A 26,866-nucleotide genomic window follows, 5' to 3' on the forward strand; every position below is an offset into this window, starting at 1 on the left:
CACCCTAACGCTGGTTCGGCAGGGTTGCAGCCGGGGCGGACGCAAGGTCCGGATTGACCGGAATCTTCGCCAGAACGGCACGGATCACGCTCTGGGCGGTTTCTCCCGCACTCACGGCTTTGCGGTCCAGGATGATCCGGTGGGCCAGGACCGGTTCTGCCACACTGACCAAGTCGTCCGGCAGCACAAAGTCCCTGCCCTCCAGTGCTGCCGTGGCTTTGGCCGCGCGCAGCAGCTGGAGCATGGACCGGGGGCTGGCTCCGAGCCGGAGCATTCCGCTTTCCCTGGTGGCACGCCCCAGCGCCACGGTGTATTCCTTGATCGATTGGGAGACGTAGACCTGCCGCACCGTAGCGATCATGGCCGCGACCTCACCGGCGGTGACGACGGCGGTGACCTTGGCCAGCGGGGACGTCGCCTGATGGGTTTCCAGCATCTCCATTTCGGCCTCCCGGTCCGGGTAACCCATGGAGATCCGTGCCATAAAACGGTCCCGCTGCGCTTCCGGGAGCGGGTAGGTGCCCTCCATTTCGATCGGATTCTGCGTGGCCACCACCATAAACGGCTCGTCGAGCTTGTAGGACGTGCCGTCCACCGTGACCTGGTGTTCTTCCATGCATTCCAGCAGGGCGGACTGGGTCTTGGCCGAGGCGCGGTTGATTTCGTCACCGATGACGATATTGGCAAAAACCGCCCCGGGCCGGAACTCAAAGGAGCGCGAAGCCTGGTTGTAGATGGACACGCCGGTGACGTCGGAGGGGAGCAGATCGGGGGTGAACTGAATGCGGCTCACGGAGCAGTCGATGGTGCGGGCGAGCGTCTTGGCCAGCAGGGTCTTGCCGACGCCGGGAACGTCCTCGAGGAGCAGGTGGCCCTGGGCCAAGAGCACGGTCAAGGCGAGTTTGGCCGCTTCCGCTTTCCCGTCGATCACGGTGCTGATGGCGTTCAGGATGCGCCCGCTGGCGGAGCGGAAGGCTGCCGCGTCCATCGCCGCGGCCGGCGGCGCGGGGCGCGGGGCTGGCGGGAGCCCGGCCGCAGCCGCGTCCTCCCGGCGGTCCGGCCCGTCAGGGTGTCCTTCGTCCAGGGAGATGCGCTGGTAGTCCATCGGTAGCCTTTCAGCCCTGGCGGTGTCCCGGTTCTGCTGTTGCCGGCCGGGTCACTCCTTGGGGTATGCCTGTGTTCCTGACCGTTGATTCCTAGCCGTCCGTGCCTGACCCTGGATACCCCCCGCCGGCATCCAGTCTTGAGAACAGACTACTAACAGAACTGCCGGGCCTGACAGAGAGTTCCGCGGAAATCTCGGACCAGCGTCGGGTCGGAGATAGTGCGCCTGGGTTAATTCGTGGCGTTCGCCGGTTTCATCCGGCCGAAGGACCGCCGATAAGGTGGACGGATGACGACCCCCCTGACTCCCGTTCCGTTTCGTGCGCCCGGCAGCGACGGCGCCGGCAGGCAAGGTTATCCGCCGGCGCCGGAACCGCTTCCGGTGCCGGTTATGGACAACCACACGCACTTGGATTTCCCGCACAACGAGCTCAATGTCAGCATCGCTGACGCACTGGACGCCGCCGCGGCGGTGGGGGTGCAGGGCGCCGTGCAGGTGGGGTGCGACCTCGAATCGTCCCGGTTCACCGTGCAGGCAGTCGAACTGGATGCGCGGTTGCTCGGTGCCGTCGCACTGCACCCCAACGATGCGCCGGAGTACGCCGCCCGCGGCGAACTGGAGGACGCCCTGGCAGAGATCGAGGCCCTGGCGGCGCACCCGCGGATCAGGGCCATCGGCGAGACCGGACTGGATTTCTTCCGAACGGAGGGCGACGGGCTGGCGCACCAGCGTTATTCCTTTCGCCGGCACATCGACATCGCCAAACGTCTCGGGCTGACCCTCCAGATCCATGACCGCGACGCGCACGAGGAAGTCGTCCAGGTGCTGCGGGAGGAAGGCGCCCCCGAGCGGGTGGTGTTCCACTGCTTCTCCGGCGATGACCGGTTGGCCAGGATCTGTAATACGGAAGGCTGGTACATGTCCTTCGCCGGGACGCTGACCTTCAAAAACGCCGCCAACCTTCGGGCCGCGTTGGCCATCGCGGAGCCGGAGCGGTTCCTCGTCGAAACCGATGCCCCGTTCCTCACCCCGCACCCGCACCGGGGACGCCCCAACGCGAGCTACATGGTCCCCTACACCGTCAGGGCCATGGCCGAATTGACTGGCTGGGAGCTCTCGGAGATGTGTTCCCGGATTGCCCGCAATACGGTGCAGGCATACGGATCCTGGGACTGCTGACGCAGGGTCGCCCCGCCCTGGATTAGATACCGCGTATGCATAATTTCTTGGTTGCTTTATAACGCTCCGGTTACAGTGGAGAACTATTAGCCGGGGTCGGGGAAGGCCTTCGGATAATTTCACTCCAGCAGGGCGCGCATCGTGGCCAACTAACCATGGGCGCGCTCTCGTTTATGAGTGTGGCGGTGCACAGGGCCGCCGCGGACAAACCGCACCGTTTCCGGTGCCGCCTTTGGGCTGTCTGCGGTGCTTTGCCCTCGCACTTTTCCCCGTGCCCGGATGGTCCAAAAGATATGGGCAATCGTGGTCAAGTTTTTCACATCGGACGGCAAATTCAGCTTCGTCAAGGTCGGTACGCAACTTGTAGTGCTGGTCGCGCTGGTGCTGGGGCTGGTTGCCTTCGTCGGCAACAACAAAACAGTCACGCTCAACGTGGACGGCAAAGTGAGCTCGGTCCAGACCTTTGGCGGCACTGTCGGCCAGGTCGTCAAGGGAGCAAGCCTTGAGCTCCAGTCCGCGGACCGGGTGACGCCTGCCGCTGCTTCCCATGTCCAGGACGGCACAGTCATTAACGTCAACCTCGCCAAGGCCGTCAAGGTCAGCCTGGACGGCGCCGAGCGGACCGTCAACACCACTGCGCCGACAGTCGAAGGCCTCGTCACGGAACTCGGCGTCGCCGGTTCCTCGGAGCTGTCCGCTCCGAAGGACGCCCAGCTTGCGGTCTCGGGGTCGTTTGTGTCCATCTCGACTCCCAAGACCGTGAGCATCGTCGCGGACGGCAAGGCCAATAAGACCACGACGACGGCCGCCAATGTCTCCGCGCTGCTGTCCGACGCCGGCATCTCCCTGGCCGCCAGCGACAGGCTCTCGCAGCCCGGCAACGCCCCGGTTGTCAGTGACATGGTGATCAAGATTTCCCGGGTGGACGTGAGCCAGACGGCGGAGTCCACCGAAGCGGTACCGTTCGAAACCCTCACCACGGAGGACGCCGGGATGATCAAGGGTGAGAAGCAGGTGACCCAGGCAGGCGTGGCGGGCACCATCAACAAGAGTTTCAAGCTGGTGATGGTTGATGGCCGCGAAGCCTCCCGCACCCTGGTGTCCCAGTCCGTCAGTGCCCAGCCGGTCACCGAACAGATCACGGTTGGCACCAAGGAGAAGCCCAAACCGGCACCCCAGGCGGCAGTTGCCGCCGCCGGAGCCAACACCGGCGCCGCAGCCCCCGCCATGATGAACGAAGCCATGTGGGACAAGATTGCGCAGTGCGAGTCCACCGGCAACTGGTCCATCAATTCCGGCAACGGCTACTACGGCGGCCTGCAGTTCGACGTCCGGACCTGGCTCGGTGCCGGCGGCGGCGCGTACGCACCGAATGCAGCCGGCGCCACCAAAGCCCAGCAGATCGACATCGCCAACCGCGTCTACGCGCAGCGCGGCCTTTCGCCGTGGGGTTGCGGCTGGGCAGCCTCGCGCTAGCGGGCCACACCGGAGACTGAGCTCCGGGTGACGGGCACGTCGAGTAGCACGGGTGTCCGCAGCGGCTGACCACGGCAGCGGAATTCCACGAGGGCCGGGTCCGATTTTCGGACCCGGCCCTCGCCATGCCCGGGCCGGTCCGCGGGATAGGATACCAAGGTGACTGAACCGACCTCTTCCGCGCCCGCCAGTGAGCCCACCAGCAAGCCGGCAGGCTCGCCAGCACCCCTGATGGGCGCCTCCGACATCCGCAGGCTGGCCGAGGAAATCGGCGTCCGCCCCACCAAGACTCTCGGTCAGAACTTCGTCATTGACGGCAACACCATTCGCAGGATCGTGGCCGCCGCGGACGTCCACCCGGACGAGACGGTCCTGGAGGTCGGGCCGGGGCTCGGCTCCCTGACCCTGGGCCTGCTGGACGCTGCCCGCTCGGTTGTCGCCGTCGAGATCGATCCTGTCCTGGCCGGGAAGCTCCCTGCCACGGTTGCCCGGTGGCGGCCGGCCGCCGTCGGGGACTTCCACCTCGTCCTCGCCGACGCCATGCGGGTCACCGAGCTGCCGGTGGAACCGACAGCGCTGGTGGCGAATTTGCCCTACAACGTCGCCGTCCCGGTAGTCCTGCACCTGCTCCAGCATTTCCCCAGCCTCCGGCACGGCCTGGTGATGGTCCAGGACGAGGTCGCCGACAGGCTTGCCGCCGGTCCCGGGTCCAAGACCTACGGTGTCCCCTCGGTCAAGGCCGCCTGGTACTCCAGCATGCGCAAGGCCGGAGTCATCGGCATGAATGTCTTTTGGCCCGCCCCAAAAATCCACTCCGGCCTGGTGGCATTCACCCGCCGGGAACCGCCCGTCACCACGGCCACCCGGGAAGAGGTGTTCGCGGTCATCGATGCAGCCTTCGCCCAGCGCCGGAAGACCCTTCGTGCTGCCCTTGCCGGCTGGGCCGGCGGCGCGGCCGAGGCTGAGCGGTGCCTGCGTGCCGCCGGTGTTGATCCTACGGCGCGAGGCGAAGTGATTGACATCATGGCGTTTTCCCGGATCGCGGAACAGCGCGGACAGCCGGCGCAATGACCCCGGCGGCGGCTCCGACAAGATGAAGCAGGGCCGGGACCGTGCTTGGAACCCGACCCCGCCATGCCATAGCGTGGGACCATGAATAGCGTGGAGCCATGAATGCAGTGAGAGGGCGCCTGGGCGCGAGGACCGTCCGGGTCAAGGCGCCCGGCAAAGTCAACGTCTCACTGGACGTCGGACCCCTGCGCGCAGACGGCTACCACTCGGTGGCCAGCGTCTACCTCGCGGTGTCCCTCTACGAGGAAGTCGCCGCCACCAGCACAAACACCGGAGAGATTACGGTCAGCATCGGTCCGGCAAGCACCCTGGACCTCGACGGCGTTGACATCCCCCTGGACGATCGGAACCTTGCCTACAAGGCCGCCGCGATTATGGCCGACGTCTCGGAGAACTCCACCGGTCTCCACCTCGAAATCACCAAACGGGTCCCCGTGGCCGGCGGCATGGGCGGGGGATCGGCCGACGCGGCAGCCACCCTGCTCGCCTGCGACGCACTGTGGAACAGCGGGCTCTCGCGCGACGAACTCGCCCATCTTGCCGCCGAACTCGGCGCAGACGTGCCGTTCTCCCTGCTCGGCGGCACCGCCGTCGGGCTCGGCGTCGGCGACGAACTCTCGCCGGCCCTCGTTAAGGCCCAGACCAACTGGGTCCTGGTGACCGCTGATTTTGGCCTGCCCACACCGGAGGTCTTCCGGACCCTGGACCGGCTGCGCGAGGCCGAAGGGGTAGTGATCGAGGAACCCACCGCTGTGGACCCGATGGTCCTGCAAGCCCTGCGCGGTGGCGACGCTGAAGCCTTGGGCCGGGTGCTGGTCAACGATCTCCAGCGCGCCTCCATTGCGCTGGCACCGAGCCTACGGGACACCCTCGGGCTCGGCGAGGCCCTGGGCGCGATCGCCGGAATCGTCTCCGGTTCCGGCCCCACCGTGGCACTTCTGGTTCACGGCCCGGCGGCGGCCGAGGGGCTGGCGGGTGACCTCCGGCACCACGGCCTTGACGCCCTGGCCGTGCACGGCCCGGTTCACGGGGCGCGCATCATCTCCGATACGCTCCTTTAATAGGGTCGGCGCTGTCCTCCGCGCGGCGGAGTGGCGTGGCCCCATCACGCCTGACCATATTTGCTCGACATTACTTTTTCTCTAGGAAAGCAGTTCCCAGTGGCACACCTGCTCGGCGGCGAGAACCTCACGGTCTCCTATGCAACCCGTACCGTCCTCGATGGCATTACCCTCGGCCTTGAAGAGGGCGACCGGATCGGCATGGTGGGCCGCAACGGTGACGGCAAATCGACCCTTATGCGGCTGCTGGCCCTGCGCTCCACCCCCGACTCCGGCCGGGTGACCAAACGCAGCGAGGTCAACATCGGCTACCTGGACCAGAGCGACGTGCTCGACGGCGACCTCACCGTCGGCGCTGCGATCGTGGGGGACCAGGCCGACTACGAGTGGGCCCGCAACCCCCAGATCCGCGAAGTCATGGGCGGACTCGTCTCCGACGTCGACTGGCACGCCAACGTGCACGCGCTCTCCGGCGGGCAGAAACGGCGTGTGGCGCTGGCCAAGCTGCTGATCGAGGACCACGACGTTATTATGCTCGACGAGCCCACCAACCACCTCGACGTCGAAGGCGTCGCGTGGCTGTCCCGGCACCTGAAGACCCGCTGGCGGGCCAACCAGGGCGCCTTCCTCGTCGTCACCCACGACCGCTGGTTCCTGGACGAAGTCTGCACCAAGACCTGGGAAATCCACGACGGCATTATGGACCCGTTCGACGGCGGTTACGCCGCGTATGTGCTGGCCCGAGCCGAACGTGACCGCTCCGCCTCCGTGGTGGAAAGCAAGCGCCAGCAGCTGGTAAAAAAGGAGCTCGCGTGGCTCCGGCGTGGCGCCCCGGCCCGCACCGCCAAACCCAAATTCCGGATCGAGGCAGCCAACGCCCTGATCGCCGACGTCCCCGAACCGCGCGACTCGACGGCACTGAGCAAGATGGCCACCGCCCGGCTCGGCAAGGACGTCCTGGACCTCGAAAACGTCTCACTGGACTTCCTCGGCGGCGAACCCGGCCAAAAGCTCTTCGACAACATCACCCTGCGGCTCGCCCCCGGCGAACGGCTGGGCCTCGTCGGCGTCAACGGCGCCGGCAAGACCACCCTGCTGAAGTTGCTCAACGGTGAGATCGAGCCCTCCGCCGGGAAAGTCAAGCGCGGCAAGACGGTGGTCACCGCGGTCCTGACCCAGGAGGTCAAGGAGCTCGACGACGTCTCGGACCTGCGCGTCATCGAAGTGATCGAGCGGGAGAAGCGCTCCTTCAACGTCGGGGGCAAGGAATTCACCGCCGGCCAGCTCGTGGAACAACTCGGCTTCACCAACGAGAAGCAGTGGACCCCGGTCAAGGACCTCTCCGGTGGTGAACGCCGCCGGCTGCAGCTCCTGCGGCTGCTGGTGGGAGAACCCAACGTGCTGATGCTGGACGAACCAACCAACGACCTCGACACCGATACCCTCGCCGCCGTCGAAGACGTCCTGGATGGCTGGCCGGGCACACTTGTTGTCGTCAGCCACGACCGCTACCTGCTCGAACGCGTCACGGACCACCAGATGGCGCTCCTCGGTGATGGCAAGATCCGAGCCCTGCCGCGCGGTGTGGACCAGTACCTGGAACTGCGCGAAGGGGCCCTGGCCGGGTCCACCATCACCGGCGGAGGCAACCCGGTTACCGCTGCAGGCGGCTCGTCGGCCCCGGCAGCGACAGGCCCGTCCGAAGCCGAGAAGCGGGATGCCCGCAAGGCCAAAAACCGGATCGACCGCCAGCTCGGCAAAATCAAGCAGCAGGAAGATAAGATTCACGCCCAGATGACTGCCGCTGCCGCTGACACCTCGGCCGTCGGCGAACTTGGTGCCCTGAACAAGAAGCTCAAGGATCTCGCCGTCGAACGCGAAGCCCTCGAGCTTGAATGGCTCGGTGCCCTCGAGGTGCTGGGGGAGTAACCGCCCAGCCCCCCGGACATGCCCCTCGGGCCGGGCCAGGAGTGGACATGTCCCGTGGGTCAGTTAAATCCCGCAGGACATGTCCCTCGGGCCGGGCCAGGAGTGGACCCGGTCTGTTATGTCCACCCGCCAGGGCCAGCGGCGGGCATGTCCCACGGGGCCCGGTGGCCCTGAATTCCCGTGCTGCCGTTCAGTGTGCCGGCGTGCCCGGGAGCGTGCGCCGGTAGGACATTGCGGGCCCCGGAGCCGGGCCAGCGCGTGCACGGAGCGCAGTATGGCAGAATTGACTCTCGTGCCACAGGCCCAGCGCCTTGGTACGGTCCGCCCTGGTGTAATGGCAGCACCCCGGCCTTTGGAGCCGTGGAGTATAGGTTCGAGTCCTATGGGCGGAACTGCTGCGCATCGCGGTGGCCGGTAAACGGCCACCGCAGGGCGCGGCCCGGTGTGGGTCCAGTAGGATGAATCTGGCGCCACGACCGGAGTCTGGTCAGCCGAAACCGCGCGAATCCGGCAACCAAGGTGCACCAGCTGGCCTCGGCCGCCGGCCACCCAGATCCACCAAGCAGCGGCCTGAGCTAAGCCACTGAGCAAGGAGAGCCCGTACGTGAGCCCCGAGAAGACCGGCCCGGCCGCCGTTATCGTCCTAGCTGCAGGTGCCGGTACCCGGATGAAGTCCCGTACCCCCAAAATTCTCCACGAGATCGGTGGCCGCTCCCTCGTCGCGCACGCGCTGCATGCGGCCCGAACCATCCGGCCGCAGGAGCTGGCCCTGGTCGTCCGGCATGAGCGTGACCTCGTGGCCGCCCACATCGCCGCCGTTGACCCGGCCGCGCTGGTCGTCGACCAGGACGAGATCCCAGGCACCGGCCGCGCCGTCCAAGCGGCACTCGCGGCCCTCGACGGACTCCACCCTGCAGGCCGGGTCAGCGGAACGGTAGTTGTGACCTACGGCGACGTTCCCCTGCTCACCGGGAGCCTGCTGGCCGAACTCGTCGCAAGCCACGAGGCCGGCCACAACGCCGTCACCGTGCTGACCGCCGTCCTCGCGGACGCCACCGGCTACGGCCGCATCCTGCGGGCCACGGACGGAACAGTCACCGGGATCCGGGAGCACAAGGACGCGACGGACGCCGAACGCGAAATCCGCGAAATCAACTCCGGAATCTACGCCTTCGACGCTGCCGTGCTCCGCGATTCGCTGGCCCACGTCACCACCGAAAACGCCCAGGGCGAAATGTACCTCACCGACGTGCTGGGGCTCGCCCGCGCCGCCGGCGGCAGGGTGGCAGCGGTGGTGACCGAAGACCGCTGGCAGGTCGAGGGCGCCAACGACCGGGTTCAGCTCTCGGCCCTCGGTGCCGAACTCAACCGCCGGACCGTCGAGGCCTGGATGCGGGCCGGTGTCACCATCGTGGATCCGGCCACAACCTGGATCGACGCCGCCGTCACCCTCGACGAGGACGTCCGGCTGCTGCCCAACACACAACTCCACGGCAGCACCACTGTGGCGCGCAACGCCGCCGTCGGCCCGGACACCACCCTCACCGATGTTCAGGTGGGGGAGGGCGCCACGGTGATCCGGACACACGGTTCCGGCGCCACAATCGGCGCCAGGGCCAGCGTGGGGCCGTTCACCTACCTGCGCCCCGGTACGGTCCTCGGCGAGACCGGCAAGATCGGCGCCTTCTACGAAACCAAGAACGTCACGATCGGCCGCGGTTCCAAGCTCTCCCACCTCGGCTACGCCGGTGACGCGGAAATCGGCGAGGACACCAACATTGGCTGCGGAAACATCACCGCGAACTACGACGGCGAGAAGAAACACCGCACAGTGATCGGCTCGGGCGTGCGTACCGGCTCCAACACCGTGTTCGTGGCTCCCGTGCAGGTCGGTGACGGTGCCTACAGCGGAGCCGGGGCGGTCATCCGCCGCGATGTTCCGCCGGGGGCCCTGGTCCTGTCCGTGGCCAAACAGCAGAACGCCGAGGGCTGGGTGCTCGAGCACCGCCCGGACTCCGTTTCCGCCTCCCTGGCCCGGACCGCCGGCGCCGCCACAACTTCCTCCAGTACTCCGGCATCTACAGAAGAGGGCTAGCAAAAATGAGCGAAATTACGGCACACGGCGAGAAGAAGCTGGTGCTTGCCGCTGGGCGCGCGCATCCCGAGCTGGCGAGGGAGATCGCCAGGGAGCTCGGAACCGAACTGCTGCCACTGGACGCCTACGACTTCGCCAATGGCGAGATCTACGTCCGGGCCGGAGAAAGTGTGCGAGGGACGGATGCCTTCGTTATCCAGGCGCATCCCGCACCGCTGAACAACTGGCTGATGGAGCAGCTCATCATGATCGATTCGCTCAAGCGGGCCTCCGCCAAGCGCATCACGGTTGTGTCGCCGTTCTACCCGTACGCCCGGCAGGACAAAAAGGGCCGCGGACGCGAACCCATCTCTGCGCGCCTGATCGCCGACCTGTACAAGACCGCCGGCGCCGACCGCATCATGAGCGTGGACCTGCACACCTCGCAGATCCAGGGCTTCTTCGACGGTCCGGTGGACCACCTGATGGCCATTCCGCTGCTCGCGGACTACATCCGTACCCGCGTCGGCTCCGACGACATCACTGTGGTTTCCCCGGACACCGGCCGTGTCCGGGTCGCCGAACAGTGGGCCGAGCGCCTCGGCGGGGCGCCGCTGGCCTTTGTGCACAAGAGCCGCGACCTGACCGTCCCGAACCAGGCAGTCTCCAAGACTGTCGTTGGCCAGGTCGAGGGCCGCACCTGCGTGCTGATCGATGACATGATCGACACCGGGGGAACAATTTCCGGTGCGGTCCAGGTGCTCAAGAACGCCGGCGCCAAAGACGTTATTATCGCCGCGACACATGCCGTCTTCTCCGATCCCGCAGCCCAGCGGCTGTCCGAGTCCGGGGCCCGCGAGGTTGTCGTCACCAATACCCTGCCGATTGACCCCAGCAAGCACTTCCCGCAGCTCACAGTGCTCTCGATCGCGCCGCTGATCGCCCGCGCCATCCGCGAAGTGTTCGACGACGGCTCCGTCACCAGCCTGTTTGACGGCAACGCCTGAACCACCGTTCGAGGCCGCTCCGCGGCAGCCGGTGCGGGACCGTTTTTACGATCCGGGTCCCGCACTGGTAACCTTGTACCGAAACCTTGGCGAGGGAGAGCGCCGGTCATCCGTATCTATGGAAACCGGTCTGCTGGTCTCCGTTATCGACTGGGTCTGAATCTCCCTTCGGAAGGGCGGCCGCATGGCCGCCCGGCGTTGAAGGTCGCAAACAGACCTCCGCCCTTGCTGACCGCCGCTAGTCCCTAGGAGATATCCATGTCCGAGCACAAAATCGCAGCTGAAGTCCGCACCGAATTCGGCAAGGGCTTCGCCCGTCGGGCCCGTATGGCTGGCCTGATCCCGGCCGTCATCTACGGCCACGGTGCCGTGCCGATCCACATCACGGTGCCGGCCAAGTCCACCACCCTGGCCGTCCGCGCGGCGAACGCCCTGCTGACCCTGGACATCAACGGCGAGCAGCACCTTGCCCTGGTCAAGGACATCCAGCGGGACCCGATCAAGCAGATCATCGAGCACCTCGACCTCCTGACCGTGCGTACCGGCGAAAAGGTCACCGTCGACGTTCCCGTGCACCTGACCGGCGAACTGGCGCCCGGCAACGTGTACAACCAGGAAATGACCCTCATTTCCCTTGAAGCTGAGGCAACCCACCTGCCGACGTCCGTCGAGGTCAGCATCGAGGGCCGCACCGCCGGTGAGCACATCCACGCTTCCGACCTCGTTTTGCCCACGGGCTCCGTTTTGCTGGCCGACGCCGAGTCCCTCGTCGTCCACATCTCCGAAGCAACCGAGGTCTCCGAGGAAGAGGCGTCAGCCGACACCACCGAAGGCTCCTCGGCCGCAGCCGAGTAGTTCCCGCGAAGTCTCCGGTGGCCGGGTCCCTGCAGGGGCCCGGCCGCCGTTGTCTCGGCCCGGCAGCGCCACCTCCCGCTTCCGGAACCGGCCCGCCTTACCGAAGGACTGACCCATGACTGACACCTGGCTGATCGCAGGGCTTGGCAACCCCGGAGCGGAGTATTCCCACAATCGGCACAACGTGGGGCAGATGGTCCTCGATGAACTCGCAGCCCGGATCGGGAGCGGTTTCAAATCCCACAAGTCCCGGGCCCAGGTCCTGGAAGGTCGCTTTGGAATCGGCGGCCCCCGGGTGGTACTGGCCAAGCCGCTGAGTTATATGAACGTATCCGGCGGCCCGGTCTCGGCGCTGGCCAGGTTTTACGACGTCGAGCCCGGCCACGTAATCGCCGTGCACGACGAAATCGACCTGCCTTTTACGTCGGTAAAGCTGAAACTGGGCGGCGGGGAAGGCGGCCACAACGGACTGCGGGATATCTCCAAGGCCCTCGCCACCAAGGACTACCTGCGTGTCCGGGTCGGCGTCGGGCGCCCGCCGGGCAGGATGGACACCGCCGACTTTGTGCTGAAGGACTTTTCCGGCGTAGAGAAGAAGGAACTTCCTTTCCTGATCGACGCGGCGGCCGATGCCGTTGAAGTTTTGGTCCGTGACGGTCTGGCGGCCGCGCAGCAGCAGTTCCACCCGGCGAAGGCCCCCTAGCCGAAAACTCACCGGCCATTGCGCTGCAGCGCATTCGCCACGTGCCGGGGAAAGCCAGCCAATTGCTTCCGCACCTCCTGAAATGCCTATATGATCGCTCTACTCTCATGTAGGGATACGCCACGTCGAAGCGGACGGTCTCAGGTTTTGCTGTCCGCAACGCGGTACGAAGGAAACAAGATGTCGAGGGAAACGCTGGGCTGGGGGAATGTTTCCACTACGTGGGTACCCGCCGCAGAAGAACTTCCCACCGGTCCGCTGGACGGGCAGAGGTGGTCCGGTCTTGCGCGCCGTGCCGACGCCGACCGGGTCCGCAGTGCCCTGCTCGCCGACGACCACGTGGGGGTTGTCATCACCGGGGACCGCGGTGTCGGCAAGACCCTCGTCGGTCGAACAGTGGTCTCGGGCTTCGGACCCGACGTCTACACCCTTCAGCTGCGCAGTTCCGGGTCCACTACTCCCTACGGGTGCCTGGCTTTTACGCTCGCCCGCCTTCCACAAAGCTCCCTGGGGTCGCCGACGGCCATCCTGCAGGGCATCACGGCCCTGATCCGCGACGACGCGGCCGGGCGCAGGTGTGTCATCCTGCTGGACAACGCGGGCGCACTTGACGAGTTGAGCACCGGTGTCCTGCTCAACCTTGTGCAGACCGGGACTGCACGGCTCGTTGCTACCGCGCAGCGTACGGCCGACCTTCCGCCGGACTTCTACTGGCTCATCACTGCCGGGCGGCTTGCCGAAGTCCGGCTCGCGAACCTCACCGAGGTTGAGACGCTTGAGGTGCTCCAGGCCGCCCTCGGTCACCGGGTGTCCACCGCGCTGGCGAGCCAATTGCATCGAATTGTGGGCGGCAGCCCGACCCTGCTGCAGGCAGTTGTCTCCGAGCAGATCGAACGCGGCAACCTCGTGCTCTCGGGCTCTGTCTGGACCCTGGTGGATGAGGTGGTCCTTGACGGCCGCACCGCACTTGAAGACATCGTCCGGGCCCGGTACGCGCGTGAAAAACCCTTGGCGCGTGAACTCATCGAAGTACTGTCGTGCGCCCGGACGCTGCCCCTGGCCCGGCTCGCGCAAATGTACGGCCCCGGTCTTGTCGCCGACATGGAAGACGCCGGCCAGATCGTCGTCGACCGGGCGGGCCGCCATCTTGTGTCGCTGGGCGACCGCTACCTCGGCGATATCGTCCGCAACTGGCTGAGCGTGGAGCGCAGGCTGGAATTGCGGGACAAGGTGCCCGGGCACCAGCCGGACGAATTGAACGAGTTGACTGTGGAGGACCTGCTGGCCTACGCGGCGTGGACCCACGACTGCGACAGCGCCCTGGCACCGGCCCACGCCGTGGCGGCTGCCGGCGCCGCCGTTAAGCTCTTTGACCCAAAATTTGCACTCAAATGCGTCAGCAACTTGACCCCTGAGGATCCGGAATGGGCCGCGGGGCAGCTGCCCAAGTCCGCAGCCTACCTTCAGCTGGGGTTGCCGCTGCAGGCCATGGCTGCCTTGGACGACGTCTCCGGGGATCAGCTTGACGAGCTCGGGGCAGAAGCGTACACGGAGCTGATTGTCGCCAAGGTGGACTGTATGTCCTGGCTCGAGGACCGGAGCGATCAGGTCCCTGGCCTGGTCCGGCAGGCGCGGGAGCGGCTCCAGGTACCCGGCGGAGGCCAGAGCGCGGACCAGCTGCGGGAGCTGGCGGGCGCACAACTGCGTTTGGACCTTTGCGAATTCGGCTACCTCTCCTTTGTTGGTGACTATGAGCCCATGATGGACCGGCTAAGGTCAGCGGCTTCCGCGGAAGGCGAAGACGTTAGCGCCCTGCACAGGCTCAGGTGCCGCATCATCCTGATGGAAGCCCTGTGCATGACAGGCAAGGAAATAGAGGCTCTCAAACTGATGCGCGAGATTGAGGGCCAGCTTGGGGAATGGTCCAATGTGCCGCGGATCCGGGAAAACTTCGCATGGCGGGCCTTTAACGCGCTCCTGCTGTCCGGGAAGTGGCGCCAGAGCATCGACATCCTCAAGGATGCCGGTGGCCGGGCGGGCCATGGGCAGCATTCCGGCAGCGCACCGACTGATCTGGCCGCCGGGCTCGCTTACGTGTACGCGGGCCGCGGCTACCTGGCCATCGAGCCGCTCCTGGCAGCCGTCGCGCAATTGGAAGTTCGGGCGAGCCTGCAATCGCTGCGGCAGGCCTACGCGGCAACGGCTTTCGCATACGCCCAGGCCGGGCATTCCGTGGAGGCCACCAGCTACTTGGCCCGGGCACGCTCAGCGGACGCTTCCGCCCGTTTCGCGGTCCGAAGTGCCGCAGACTTCTGCATGGACATGGCTTCCCGCTGGCTGGGGGAACCGGAGGCGAAGGACAGGCTTGTGCACGCGGCGGAGGCACACTTCCGGGCGGGCCGATTCACCCTGGCCGGCATCTCTATGCTTGGTGCGACCGTCCACGGCACGACCAAGGATTTCGAGTTCCTGGAGCAGACCGCGAAGTTACGCCAGGGGCCCCTTGCGGAGCTGACCCGGACTATTGCCGAGGGCAGCCGCAAGAAGGACGCTGCCATCATCATGGCGGCCGCCAGCCAGGCGGCGGCCATGGAACTCGATGCGGTCCAGGCCCGCTGCGCCGCTCTGGCCTTCGACTTCGCCAAGGCCGCAGGGCTGAGCAGCAAGGCCAGCGCCGCGCACGCCATGCTTGAAAGCCTCGCCGATTCCCTGCCGGCCCTGCCGATCATGCCCAGGAGCAGGGGGCCGTTGCTCACGGACAGGGAACGGCAGATTGCCGCCCTCGCTGGCAACGGCGAATCAAACAAGGACATCGCGCTGTCCATCGGCATTTCCGTCCGAACAGTGGAAGGACACCTCTACCAGGTGTTCACTAAGCTGGGAGTTTCGTCACGAAGTGATCTCCTTGGACTCATCTAGGAAGCGCCGGGCCGCGCCGCGCCCAGCCGCTGCAGCCGGAGTCCCGATCGGGCGGACGGAGGAGGCGCGTTTGGCGGTGGAGTCGGTCCTCGGCCCCGACCACGTCGCTGTGCTCCTGTTCGGCGACAGCGGAATCGGCAAGTCGACCCTCGTGGAAGCCGTGGTCGCCGAACTTCAGCATGCCGTAACGCCGGTCCGGATTCATGGCAGCGCCTCGCTGGCCAATGTCCCCTACGGCGTGCTGGGTCCTTTTATCGTCGGGTTGCCCGTGCAGGAAGCCACTTCTCAACTCGCGGTACTCAGGACGTTCTGGTCCCGGTTGGAGGAAGAGCGCCGCGTCTCCCAAAAGCCCCTGCTGCTGGTGGTGGACGACGCCCACGACCTCGACGAGTCGACGGCGGGCATCCTGGTGGAACTTGCCGCTGCCGGCTGGGCAAAAATGCTCGTAGCAGCGCAGACGCGGCCCGGCCTGCCGGAACCGCTGTTGCAGCTGTGGTTTGAGGGCATCGCGAAACGCCTCGACCTGCGCCCGCTGACCCGCGAGCAGACAAGCCACATGCTGGAAGCAACGCTGGGGCCGCAGGTCCTGCCCAGCGTTGCGGAGATCCTATGGGAAGCCTCGGCGGGCAACCCGCTGCTGCTCAGTGGCCTCATCGCCGACGCGAAGGCCGATGGCACGCTGCTGCAGCGTAACGGGGTCTGGTTGCTCTTGCGTCCGCTCAAGAGCCACGGGGCCCGGTTGACGGACGTCGTGCGCCGGCAACTGCTCCGGCGCTCACCGGCAGAGCGCCAGGCACTGAACCTGATTGCCCTGGCGGAGCCCGTGACCCGGGATGCTATCGAATCCGCTGTGGGCGAAGATCCGGTGGCGGCCCTGATCGAACATGAATTGATCCGGGTGACGCCGGCACCGTACCCTCAACTGCGCCTGTGGCACTCGACGTACGGGGACGCCTTGCGCAACCTGATATCGCCGGCCCGCAGCCTGCAGCTCCGGCAGAGCCTGCTCCGGTTGATGGGCAGTGAACCGACGTCGGCAGAAGGCCTGCTTCGCCAGGTGAGCTGGTCGATGGACTGCGGAGTGGAAGTCGAAGACCGCCAGCTGCTGCGGGCAGCCGCCCTGGCCAGCCGGCTCTACGAGGATGATTTGGCCCGCCGGGCCGCTGCGCTGGTCAAGGACCCTGAACTGCAGGTGGCAGCACGGGCAGTGACGGCACGGACCTACTTCAATACCTCGGACTATGCCGCAGCCCGGGACATCCTGGAGGTCGACTTCGCCCAAGGACAGAGCGTAGCTGTCCTCCTGACGGGAACGCTGATGTGGGCCGCTGTCCAGGCAGCCCTGGGCCACGCGCCGGCGGACATCATGGACCGGGCCCGGGCACTCCTGGCTGCCGGGGAGCGGCTGGCCAGGGCCAACCCGGATGACGCCGAACAAATCCTCGGTGCCACCCGGGAGCGGTACGCCACCATGCACGCCATGGTGTATGCACTTGCGGGGGAATACCGGCAGGGTGCCGATACGGACGTGGCCGACGAAGCCGCCCCGGCCAACACCCTGGAATCAGCGTTCAGGCTGGCGCTGGCCTCGGAGCGGCTCCTGGTCCAGGGCAAGGCCGTTCAGTCCTTCGCTGTTATTTCCGAAGCCTTGGAAACCGCAGGCACGGGGGTCGATGAACTGTATTTCCTCGCGGAATTCCTCGTTGCACGGGCGGTGGCCGCCGTGGTCCATGGCGGCGACTGGGCAGCTGCCGGAAAGCTCCTCGCCGGACTGGCAGCAGGCCAGGGACCCAACCTCATCTCCTTCGGCGGGGGAGTCCACGCCGCGCAGGGTATTATCCAGCTGTATCAAGGCAAAGCGTCGCAGGCGCTGACGACGCTCAGTGTGGCGCTGGAGTCGCTGCGGCTTACGGATCCCCAGCAGCTCTTCGCCCTGACTGCCTCGATGGCGTTCGCCGCAGCCGCCGACGTCGGTGCCACCGACAAAGCCGCGGCATTCCTCGCCGACTATGAAGCTGCGCCGCGGCCGGTGTCCCGGTACCTGCGCGTTCTCTCGCAGATGGCAGTCACCTACGGCAAGGCTCGGCTCGGTAATTACCCGGGCGCCGTTACGGAGCTGCGCGCACTGGGCCGGCCACCCGGCGACGGTTCCACCGCAGGCCTGGAACTGGACTCGCTGGCGTTCTGCCTGTCCCTCGGAGACCGGGACGCGGCGACCAGGCTGCTTGAGCTCCGACCCGGGCTGGAAGGCCCCAGGCCGGCTGCGATCTGCCACTATGCGGCGGCGATCAGCTCCGACCGGGCCACCGACCATCTGGAAGCCGGGAAGAGCTGCGAAGCGGCTGAGCTGTGGGGTTTCGCGGCGCTTGCCTACGACGCCGCTGCTGACGGATACCGGGGAACCGGTGATACCCTGCGCGAGCGGATGGCGATGGCCCAGCGGAAGCGGTGCTTGGAAAGGGCAGACGGTGTCGCTGCACAGGACGAGGAAGCTGAGGACGACGCCCTGGGCCTGCTGACCCGTCGTGAACGCGACATCGTAGCGCTGGCGGTGCGTGGCCTCGGTGACCGGCAGATAGCCGCGGAGCTGCAGGTATCCGTCCGGACCGTTGAGGGCCACCTTTACCGCAGTTATGCAAAGCTCAACATCAAAGGCCGCGACCAACTCCCCGGTTCGGCCGGCAGCTAAGCCGCCAGGTTCCTTCCGGGCCATCCCTGGCTGCACCTCCATCCCGTCCCTGTCCGGGCGCACGGCTGCCGGGGCAGTGCCATGCCTGCTCGGCCGGGTGGCCTAGGTACGCACTCCCGGCGCCGCGTAGGCGACCACGTAGTTGAATGCGGCACCGGATCCCGAGCGCCTGCGTTTCCAAGTAGGCACCGCCACACACCCGCCGGGCCGGGGCCGTAAATCGAGTATGGACTACCGGTGTGCCCGGGCCCGGGGACCGGCTTAATTGATTTCAGGCACCAGACGGACAACCTCGATGAAGGTCTCAAATGTGGAATCCTGATGAAACAAGTAAGCCCATGTCCCGGGCGGAACCGTTGCTAGCTGCGGCTTCGAGCCATGATCCGCGCGGAACCATCCGGGTCGTCGAGACTGTCCGGCATGGTGCTCCGGGTCAAATATTCTTCCCTAACCGGTCTCCTCAACGGTCCGCACGATGTGTGCTGACCCCCTTGACGGAGCCGACGGCGTCGGAACCTTCTGAGACCGAGGTTCCCCCCCCAGCCGCCGTCGGCTCCCTAGCCTCCACCCGTGGCCGCTGTCTGCCTCTGCAGACAGCGGCCCACGGCCGGTGGGTGTTATGAGCAGCACCAAGGCCCAGCCAAGGCATTCACACCGGAGCTGGCAAACCCGCTGGATACCCGCCGCAACGGCGTGGCGTTCCGGGGGGCAAGCAGCCGCAGCCCTGCCGTTGCTGCAGCCGGCCGCCGTGCCGCTGGCGGCCCGCGCACCAAGTACTTCCGGCCGGGCCTGGGTCAAGTTCTATCGGCGGGGCCTGCGCTGCACCGACATACTCGTTGTACTGCTGGCTACGGCCTCCGGTATCGAGGCCGAGGCGTCAGCTGACCTCTCCGCCGGCGCCGGAGTACCCCTTGGCGGCGGCGGCTCCGTGGTTTTCGCCGCGGGCGTCGCACTGCTGTGGGCGGCGTTCCTCGTTGTGTACCGGACCCGGGACTCGACCATTCTGGGCGTAGGGTCGGACGAATACAAACGCGTTGTGGCCGCGACCTTGAACGTTTTCGGGCTGGCCGCCATGGTTGCCGTGCTGACCCAGTGGAACGCTGCAGGGGCAATGTTTCTTGTGGGGCTGCCGGTGGGAATCCTCGGGCTGGCCGGAAGCCGGTGGATCTGGCGGCAATGGATTAACTCCCAGCGGCTCCGGGGCCACTACCTTTCCCGGGTTGTGGTTTCCGGGGAACCTGAGGATGTCAGGTATGTCATCCGGCAGTTGAATCGAAAGTCCGGTGCAACCTTCGAAGTACTTGGAACACTGGTCTCCGGGGGGACGGCAGGGACGTCGCTCCGTATTGATAACCGCGAAGTCCCGATCCTTGGCGGCCTGAACGACATCGTCCCGGCCGTCCAGGAAGCCGGCGCGACGGCGGTTATTGTGGCGGGGCCGATGCCGGGTGGAAACAACGGGCTCCGTGAGCTGGGCTGGATGCTGGAGGAGCATCAGGCCGAGTTGGTGCTGGCGTCAAACCTCACCAACGTTGCCGGTCCCCGGATGCACCTGCGCCAGGTGGAAGGACTTCCCCTGATGCATGTGGACCTGCCCCGGTACGCCGGTGGAAAGCACCGGATAAAACGTGCGATGGACGTGGTCCTCGCCGCCGGCGCACTGTTGGCCCTCGCACCGGTTTTCCTCGTCCTGGCCTTGATCGTCCGCTCGGACAGCCCGGGACCGTCCTTCTTCCGGCAGGAACGCGTGGGCAAGGACGGGAAACGTTTCTACATGCTCAAGTTCCGTTCGATGGTGGAGAGCGCGGAGGACGACCTGAACGCGCTGATGGCACAGAACCAGGCCGCGGGAGTGCTGTTCAAGATCCAACACGATCCACGGATCACCCGGTGCGGTCGATGGATGCGCAAGTACTCCCTCGATGAGCTCCCGCAGTTCTGGAATGTGCTCCGCGGCGACATGAGCATGGTTGGCCCGAGGCCTCCGTTGCCCCGGGAAGTCGAGCTGTACGAACGCAATATCAACCGCCGGCTGCTGACAAAGCCCGGGATTACAGGACTCTGGCAAATTGGCGGACGCTCGGATCTGCCGTGGGAGGACGCTGTGCGCCTTGACCTCTACTATGTGGAGAACTGGTCCATGTGGGGAGACGTGGTCATTCTCTGGCGGACCTTGAAGGTAGTGATCAGTCCCGAAGGGGCCTACTAGCCGGGGATACCGCCCCCATGGCGGCAACCGGTTAGGCCCGTCGGGACTACTTACCCGGCGTCGCCGCTTCGCCGGTCCTATCTGAGTACACCTACGTAGATGGAACCAATCTCCGCCCCTGGATTCGAGTAGTTCTTACGCATGTTGAAGTAGTCCAGCCTCCATAGGTTTGATTTATCACTGGTCACACTTTGATTGCGAAGGTCTCTCACATGTTTCAGCACAGCGGTAGCTTGCCCGCGGGCAGCGGCACTACAGTCCCAGTTCCTTCCAGCCAACACTCACATCCGGGGTGGCACGACAGGCCATATGCCCGTCGGGACCTCGTCGCGAACATTCTCGCCGGGCTGCAATCCGGTCCAGGCTGCGGCGTTGTCCTGGTGGGGGAGCACGGCGCGGGCAAGTCCTTCCTGGCCCAGCGCGCGGTCGAACAGCTCGGGGACGGCCATCTTGTGGTCCAGGTACGGGGCAGCTCCATCTCCTCGAAGCTTCCCTACGGTGCCCTGAGTGTGCTCTTGAATGACCTCGATGCCTCGCACCTCGAGCATCCGCTGATGGTCCTCCGCGGGCTGACACAGCTGCTCCACAGCAAAGCCAAGGGACGCCGGGTTGTTCTGTTTGTCGACAACGCCCACGACCTCGACGAGCTCTCGACGATGATGGTTGCCCAGTTAAGCGCCGGCGGCCATGTGTCCTTGCTGGCAGCATGTGTGGACCTGCCCAATGTCGGCGGCGACATCATGGGGCTGTGGAAGGATGACATGCTGCGCCGGGTGGACCTTGGCCCGTTCGATTTCACCGAAACCGCCACCACCCTGCAGCACGAATACGGCGGGCACTTCTCGCACGCTGCCGCCCGGGCGTTGTGGAACGCCAGCGGCGGCAACGCACTGTTCCTGCACTCTTTGACCCGGGAGCAGATCAAGCTGGGAACCATTGTCCGTCAGGACGGCACCTGGATCCTGGGCGATCGGCCGGTTTCCCTGACCGGAGAAATCCGGGACGTCGTCAGGGCCCGGCTCAACCGTCTGAGCAGCGGCCAGCGCGATGTCTTCGAGCTGCTGTCCCTCGCCGGTTCCGTGCCGCTGCAGACCCTAATGAATGTTGCCAATTCCCAGGACATGGACGCACTCCAGGAGCGTGGCATGATCCGGGTCAGCCACGACCATCCGCCGACTGTCAGTATTGCCAACCCGGTAGTGGCGAGCATTGTGGCCAGCGTCGTGCCGCCAGGGCGCAGCGCCGAACTCCGGCGGCGCCTCGGCGCGGGGATGGAGGAATCGGAACGGGCAGACGCTGCGGGCTCGAAGGAAGTTGCGTGGGCGCTGGATTGCGGCGAGGAAGTACGGCCCGGACGTGCACTCTCGGCAGCGAAGATGGCAAACGATGAGTCTGATCCCACCGCTGCGCTGAGGTTCATTCAGGAGATTGACGGACAGGAATCCATGGTCGGGGCCGCGATCGAATCTGCTCGTGCTCACCTCAACGTCAATAACGAGGATTCGGCCCGGCGGGTTTTGCAGGTCCTGGGCCACACGCTCGAAAAGGATGCTGAGTTCGCTGATTGGGCTGCCATTGAGTTTCTTCGCGCAGAACTGGACAAGCGCCAGCCCGCGACAGCCGCCCAGGCAGGCGCCAGGCTGTTGGAAATCGGACGACGGCTTGAGGCGCAGCCACTGGAGGCGAACGTGGCGGATCTCCGCGAAAAGCTGCGGAGCGCCAGCGCGGAATTGGCCGTTTTTGAGGGCCGCTACCAGGATGTCCTGACGATGTTTGCCGACGTGGACACCTGCGATTTAGGCAGCGAAAGGAAGATTGTGGCCGCCAGCCTGGTCTGCGAGGCGATGGCTGCCACCGGCGATGTCCTGGCAGCGACAGCACTGGGCCGGGAGGTGATGGCTGCCGCCGTCCGCAGCGGAATTTCGGACACATCGATCCGGCAGATCCGCTGCCGCTTCCTGCTGCTGCTGCTGCTCTGCGGAAAATTTGGCGAGGCCAGCGCGTGCCTGACTGCGGCCGCGGCGACCGCCGAGCCGCAGGCCCGGCTGGGCGGCATTTTCGAGATCGGGCAAGGGATTGTGGATCTGCATCGAGGGCTGCTGAGCGAGGCCTTGCCCAAGCTCCAGGCCGGCCTCCTGCAGCTTAAGGTCCAGGATCACGAATCCCTCTGGGCACTTGCCACGTCCGCGGGCGCCTATGCAGCCTGCCTGCAGGGGGAGGAAGACAAGGCCGAGGCCATGTTGTCAGCGCTCGGTAAGAAGGACGCCAAGGGGGCCTGGATCGCCGAGCGGATGACCAGGTACTACGAGCTGTCCGCCCGTGCCGAGCTCGGACAACGGACGGCCGCCATTCGGTTCCTGACGGCAGAAGCCGACATCGATGAGGCCGCGGGCGCTCTGAGCACCGGCCTGCTGTTCTTGTCTGCGGCGGCCCGTTTGGGGGACCGGCAGGTGGGCCAGAAACTGGCCGGCCTTGCAACCCAGGTCAATGGACGGTTCGCAGCACTGTGCCTCCGGCTGGCAGAGGGATTAAAGAAGTCCGACAGCGAGCAGCTGCTTGGGGCTGCCAAGGATGCCGAAGAGCTGGGCCACACCATCTTTGCAAGGGATGCGGCGCGCAAGGCGGTTAGTTGCGCCCACGATGCCGGCAACCGGATTTCACTGAGGATTGCCCAGCGTATGCAACAGTCCGTGGAAGACCGGATCGGCGGTCCGAAGAATGGGCTGCATTCCTTGACGACGTCAACGCTTACGGCCAGGGAGATCGAGGTCGCCGTCCGGGCAGCCAGCGGAACCTCCAACCGGAAGATCGCCGAACAGATCCACGTTTCGGTCCGGACCGTGGAGGGCCATCTGTACCAGGTGTACGCGAAACTGCATGTTGCAAGCCGGGCCGAGCTCAAAGAAGTGATGTCCGGCCCGGTGGACAATGTCCGTCTCGGCTGACCGCCGCGGGCGCTGTTAGTTCCGGCTGCGCTAACAGCCGGACCCGCACACCGGGGATGAGGCAGTGACCCAGCAGTTCGGAGGAAAGGTGGGGAATGTGGAAAGCCTGAACCAACCCGCCATGCTCGTTGCCCGTGCCAGGCTCGTTAAGGCGGTTGCGGGCTCCCTCAGCGACGCAGGCACATCCGGGGCTTTGATCGTCGGAGGCGCCGGCACCGGCAAAACCGCCGTGACCACGGCTGTTCTGCACGAACTTCGAGACCAACCGCCCTATATCCGTCTGGCCGCGACACCGGCGCTCGCGGCGGTCCCCTTCGGGGTGCTGGCGCCGCATCTGGCCGAGTTGCCGGCACGGGACCTCGACTCCTACCCCGCCGTTCTCCAAGCCATGACCAGCAGACTCAGGTCCAGGTCCGGGCGGCCGCTCTTTGTGGTCGACGATGCCCAGAGCCTGGACCGGGGGACCTTGCACCTGGTGGCGCAGGCAGTGGCCACCGGCGCAGCAGGCCTCCTCGCCACCAGCGGACCCGGAACATTGATCCCCAAAGAGTTCCTGGCACTCTGGGACGACGGAATCGTCGCGAAATACGAGCTTGCAGCGCTGAACCGGGCGGAAGTCCACCAGCTATGCGAACAAGTCCTGCGCTGCGACGTTTCACCGTGGGTCAGTGCGAGCTTTTCCTATCTCGCCGCGGGGAACCCGTTTATGGTGCTGTCCTTGATTGAACACTGCCGGCGGACCGGGGCGCTCGCGCTGCGGCATGGGGTATGGCTGCTGGTCGCTGAGCCGGTGCTGGCCGGATTCCCGGAAGCAGACCTCGTGCACCATCAACTCCGGGGGCTCTCCTCGGAGGCAAATCTTGCCGCCGCCCTGGTGGCATTGGCCGGGCCGTTGAGCGTCGGCCAGCTCCTGAGATTCAGCAATCCCAAGGCCGTCGACGCACTGGAACGGGCCGGCATCATCGAGGTCTCCCGTTCCGGAGACCGGCGGGTTCGGCCCGCAAGTCCGCTCATCGGTGAAATTGTGCGTCGACAGATTCCGGCCGGACGCAGCGCTCGCCTGCGGGGGAGCCTACTGGCCCTACCCGGCGGCGGGCAGCTTCGCCCGGAAGCGTTCCGGAACCAGGTCCGCTGGGCAATGGATTGCGGTGCCCGCGTCCCCGCGGCCGATCTTCTCCGGGCGTCCCGCCTGGCCAATGTTGCTCTCGACCCGAACGCCGCGCTGCGAACAGCAGCTGCCGTCGGCGACGAGTCTTTTTTGCCGCAGGCCCGTCTTCAGGCGGCTTACGCTCAATTCACCTCGGGCCGGCCCCGGATCGCCAGTGGCCTGCTCCAGCAGGCCACTGGTTTGCACGGAACCGATGAGCCCTACCTCTCGGCAGCGCTGGCTGCCAGGCTCAAGGCGGTCGCAGCAGAACGTGGCAGTGGATACGCAACGCCGCTAAACCTTGGCCCGGCGCTGCTGCCGGAGCCTGCGGAGCCCCTCCGCGATGGGGTCGGGGACATCAACGTCTTCGACCCGAGCGGTTCCTTGACCGAAGTCGAGGGCAGACTCCGCGTTGTGATCGAAGGGACAGGGGCGCCGGCAACGATCCGCATTCCGGCTTCTTCGTTGCTCGCCCTGATCTGGAGTGCCCAGGGGCGTGTCCTCGCGGGACGCGCCCTGGACCAGCAAGCCTGGCAAGACGCTAAGTGCCACGAGCTGGCTCTGCCGTTGATCGACGAGGACCTGCTGATGCGGCACTGCCTGGTTCTCACCTTGGCGGGGGAATGGGATCCCGCCGCGGCCGCCATCGACGACTACGCCAGGGCGTACCCCCCGCGGCTGATACGAAGCGGCGGCATGCTCCAGGCCATGCGCGGATTCTCGATGATCCGACAAGGCCGGATGCCTGAAGCCCTGGCAGCTATGTCACTCGCCGCAGAAGAACTCAAGGTAGCGGATCCCTGGCAGTTGCGCTGCTTCGTCTACTCGGCTGCGTCATATGCGGCGGCCGCGGCAGGGGACCGGGACGCCGGCCACGAACATTTGGCGTCGTTCCGACGGCTCCCCGGCGGTGAACCACTGGTCCTGCGTCTCCTCGTCGAAGCGTATTCCACGGTCGCCGCCGGCACTCTTGCCAGACGGGATAGCCAAAGCTCCCTGACGGCCCTTGCGGAACTGGCCCGGGGCCAGGGCCTGCGCTGGATCGAAACGGAAATACGGAGGCTGGCGCTGGTCCCGGGCGATACCCCAGGCGCTGCCGCCCTCGCCATAAGCAGCAGCGCCGTTGACGGGCCGGAGTCTGCGTTGGTGCATGATTTTGCGCGCGCGGTTGCCGAGTCCGATGCGACCGGCCTGATGAGGACCGGCGATGCCGCCCTGGCCGCAGGCTACCTGCGTCTGGCGCTCGAATCCGCGCAGCAGGCCGAATGGTGCCTGACGCAGGAATCGGACCATCGCCGCCTGCCTGCTGTCCGGGCACAGGTCCAGCAACGGTTGGCGGCTCTCGGGATGCCCCCGCACCTGGGGTTCGTCGATTCAGAGCCTGCCCCGGCGCTGACGGCCCGCGAATCCGAGATCCGTGGCCTGGTCTCCGGCGGCGCCAGCAATGCCGAGATTGCTGCGTTGCTCCGGGTCTCGGAGCGCAGCATCGAACGGCAGCTGTACAGGATCTTCGCCAGGCTCGGCGTCAGCCGGCCTCTCGATCTTCCCGGCCCGGGCTCCGTTCCGCGATAGACCGGCTTGGCGCACGACAGCGCAGCAGGTGCCGCCAAGGGCGGCACCTGCTGCGCTGTCGTGCGGACCCGGCGCTACTGCCGGGTTTCAGGCGGGGATGATTTCGATGGCGGAGATTTTTGGTTCGTCGGTGGTGGCGGTGAAGTCGAGGTTGAGGGTGCCGTCGGTGATGTTCAGTTGTTGGGTGATGGTGTGGGCTGTCATCGGGGCGACGGTGGCGTTGAGGTCGAGGTTGGTGATTTCGGGGGTGCCGCCTTCGAGGTTGACGTTGAAGACGCGTTGTCCGGGTCCGCCGGGTCCGCCGCCGGTGGCTCCGTGCCAGATTTCGGCGAAGTGGAGTTTGACGGTGTAGTTGCCGGGTTGGACGGGGATGGCGTAGCTGAAGCCGCCGGCGCCGCTGTGTTCGCTGAGGAAGAGCGGGTCATCGGTGGTTCCGGCGATGGCGGTCACTTGGGGGTTGGTGTAGGACTTTCCGCCGGTGAAGTAGGTGTCGGCGAGCCAGTTCACGCCTCCGGTGGTGAGGGCTGGTCCGCCGGCGTTGATGCGGATGGGTTGTTGGGTGGCGGGGGCTGTGGTGGTGGCCGTTGCGGTGGCCGAGGGGGCCGAGGCGTTGGCGGAGGTGTCGATGGCGATGATGCGGTAGAGCAGGGTTGTGTTGGCCGGGGGTGTGGTGTCGGTGTAGGTGGTCCCGGTGATGGGGGTGGTCCCGGTCAGGCGGTTCCAGGGGCCGGCTGCGGTGGTGGCGCGTTCGACGTGGTATCCGGCGAGGTCCGGTTCGGTCCCGGCGGTCCAGGCCAGGTTCACGGTGTTGGTCCCGGCGGTTGCGCTCAGCCCGGCGGGGGCCGCTGGCGCCGTGGTGTCCGGAGCACCGGCGGGGATGATTTCGATGGCGGAGATTTTTGGTTCGTCGGTGGTGGCGGTGAAG

16 protein-coding genes and 1 tRNA gene are annotated in these 26,866 nt (G+C 66.2%); 15 read left to right on the forward strand and 2 right to left on the reverse strand.

The window, feature by feature from the left end:
• Window positions 1-4: 4 nt before the first annotated feature.
• Entirely contained in the window at window positions 5-1,105 is a 1,101-nt protein-coding gene (locus QK287_RS03075) for a MoxR family ATPase (RefSeq protein ID WP_282359181.1), read from the reverse strand.
• 288 nt (window positions 1,106-1,393) lie between these two features.
• Between QK287_RS03075 and QK287_RS03080 the strand changes: the two genes are divergently transcribed.
• From QK287_RS03080 to QK287_RS03150, 15 genes are all read left to right on the forward strand, one after another.
• On the forward strand, window positions 1,394-2,284 hold the full coding sequence (locus tag QK287_RS03080) for a TatD family hydrolase (protein ID WP_282359183.1): 891 nt from the start codon (window positions 1,394-1,396) through the stop codon (window positions 2,282-2,284).
• Window positions 2,285-2,587: 303 nt separating this feature from the next.
• Window positions 2,588-3,760, forward strand: coding sequence for a resuscitation-promoting factor (locus tag QK287_RS03085; protein ID WP_226773592.1), 1,173 nt, complete (start codon window positions 2,588-2,590; stop codon window positions 3,758-3,760).
• A gap of 231 nt (window positions 3,761-3,991) precedes the next feature.
• On the forward strand, window positions 3,992-4,831 hold the full coding sequence (gene rsmA, locus QK287_RS03090; protein ID WP_226773618.1) for a 16S rRNA (adenine(1518)-N(6)/adenine(1519)-N(6))-dimethyltransferase RsmA: 840 nt from the start codon (window positions 3,992-3,994) through the stop codon (window positions 4,829-4,831).
• Window positions 4,832-4,929: 98 nt separating this feature from the next.
• Complete coding sequence (locus tag QK287_RS03095; RefSeq protein ID WP_282359186.1) at window positions 4,930-5,892, forward strand: 4-(cytidine 5'-diphospho)-2-C-methyl-D-erythritol kinase; 963 nt, start codon at window positions 4,930-4,932, stop codon at window positions 5,890-5,892.
• A gap of 99 nt (window positions 5,893-5,991) precedes the next feature.
• Window positions 5,992-7,821 carry an ABC-F family ATP-binding cassette domain-containing protein gene (locus QK287_RS03100; protein WP_226773590.1) on the forward strand — a complete coding sequence of 610 codons (1,830 nt, stop codon included), beginning with the start codon at window positions 5,992-5,994 and terminating at the stop codon, window positions 7,819-7,821.
• A gap of 320 nt (window positions 7,822-8,141) precedes the next feature.
• Window positions 8,142-8,213, forward strand: a tRNA-Gln gene (locus QK287_RS03105).
• A gap of 212 nt (window positions 8,214-8,425) precedes the next feature.
• Entirely contained in the window at window positions 8,426-9,916 is a 1,491-nt protein-coding gene (gene glmU, locus QK287_RS03110; protein ID WP_282359187.1) for a bifunctional UDP-N-acetylglucosamine diphosphorylase/glucosamine-1-phosphate N-acetyltransferase GlmU, read from the forward strand.
• Between the two features lie 5 nt (window positions 9,917-9,921).
• On the forward strand, window positions 9,922-10,902 hold the full coding sequence (locus tag QK287_RS03115; protein WP_226773588.1) for a ribose-phosphate diphosphokinase: 981 nt from the start codon (window positions 9,922-9,924) through the stop codon (window positions 10,900-10,902).
• A 258-nt stretch (window positions 10,903-11,160) separates the two neighbouring features.
• Window positions 11,161-11,757 (forward strand): 50S ribosomal protein L25/general stress protein Ctc, encoded by a 597-nt coding sequence (locus QK287_RS03120; RefSeq protein ID WP_226773587.1) that lies wholly within the window; start codon window positions 11,161-11,163, stop codon window positions 11,755-11,757.
• A gap of 115 nt (window positions 11,758-11,872) precedes the next feature.
• Window positions 11,873-12,460: an aminoacyl-tRNA hydrolase gene (gene pth, locus QK287_RS03125; RefSeq protein WP_282359189.1), complete on the forward strand. Its 588-nt coding sequence runs from the start codon at window positions 11,873-11,875 to the stop codon at window positions 12,458-12,460.
• Between the two features lie 180 nt (window positions 12,461-12,640).
• Window positions 12,641-15,379: a LuxR C-terminal-related transcriptional regulator gene (locus QK287_RS03130; RefSeq protein WP_226773585.1), complete on the forward strand. Its 2,739-nt coding sequence runs from the start codon at window positions 12,641-12,643 to the stop codon at window positions 15,377-15,379.
• Window positions 15,357-18,068: a LuxR C-terminal-related transcriptional regulator gene (locus QK287_RS03135; protein ID WP_348774690.1), complete on the forward strand. Its 2,712-nt coding sequence runs from the start codon at window positions 15,357-15,359 to the stop codon at window positions 18,066-18,068. The genes QK287_RS03130 and QK287_RS03135 overlap by 23 nt, the downstream gene beginning before the upstream one ends.
• Before the next feature lie 619 nt (window positions 18,069-18,687).
• Window positions 18,688-20,277 (forward strand): sugar transferase, encoded by a 1,590-nt coding sequence (locus QK287_RS03140; RefSeq protein WP_226773584.1) that lies wholly within the window; start codon window positions 18,688-18,690, stop codon window positions 20,275-20,277.
• A 212-nt stretch (window positions 20,278-20,489) separates the two neighbouring features.
• Window positions 20,490-23,222, forward strand: a complete 2,733-nt coding sequence (locus QK287_RS03145) for a LuxR family transcriptional regulator (RefSeq protein WP_282365169.1) — start codon at window positions 20,490-20,492, stop codon at window positions 23,220-23,222.
• A 97-nt stretch (window positions 23,223-23,319) separates the two neighbouring features.
• Window positions 23,320-25,941 carry an AAA family ATPase gene (locus QK287_RS03150; RefSeq protein WP_282359195.1) on the forward strand — a complete coding sequence of 874 codons (2,622 nt, stop codon included), beginning with the start codon at window positions 23,320-23,322 and terminating at the stop codon, window positions 25,939-25,941.
• Window positions 25,942-26,028: 87 nt separating this feature from the next.
• On the opposite strand, the gene QK287_RS03155 is transcribed toward QK287_RS03150, so the two are convergent.
• On the reverse strand, window positions 26,029-26,866 hold an 838-nt coding region (locus QK287_RS03155; protein WP_282359197.1), incomplete at its 5' end, for a malectin.

Origin of the sequence: Arthrobacter sp. AL05 (assembly GCF_029960715.1) — a bacterium.
Lineage (GTDB): Bacteria > Actinomycetota > Actinomycetes > Actinomycetales > Micrococcaceae > Arthrobacter.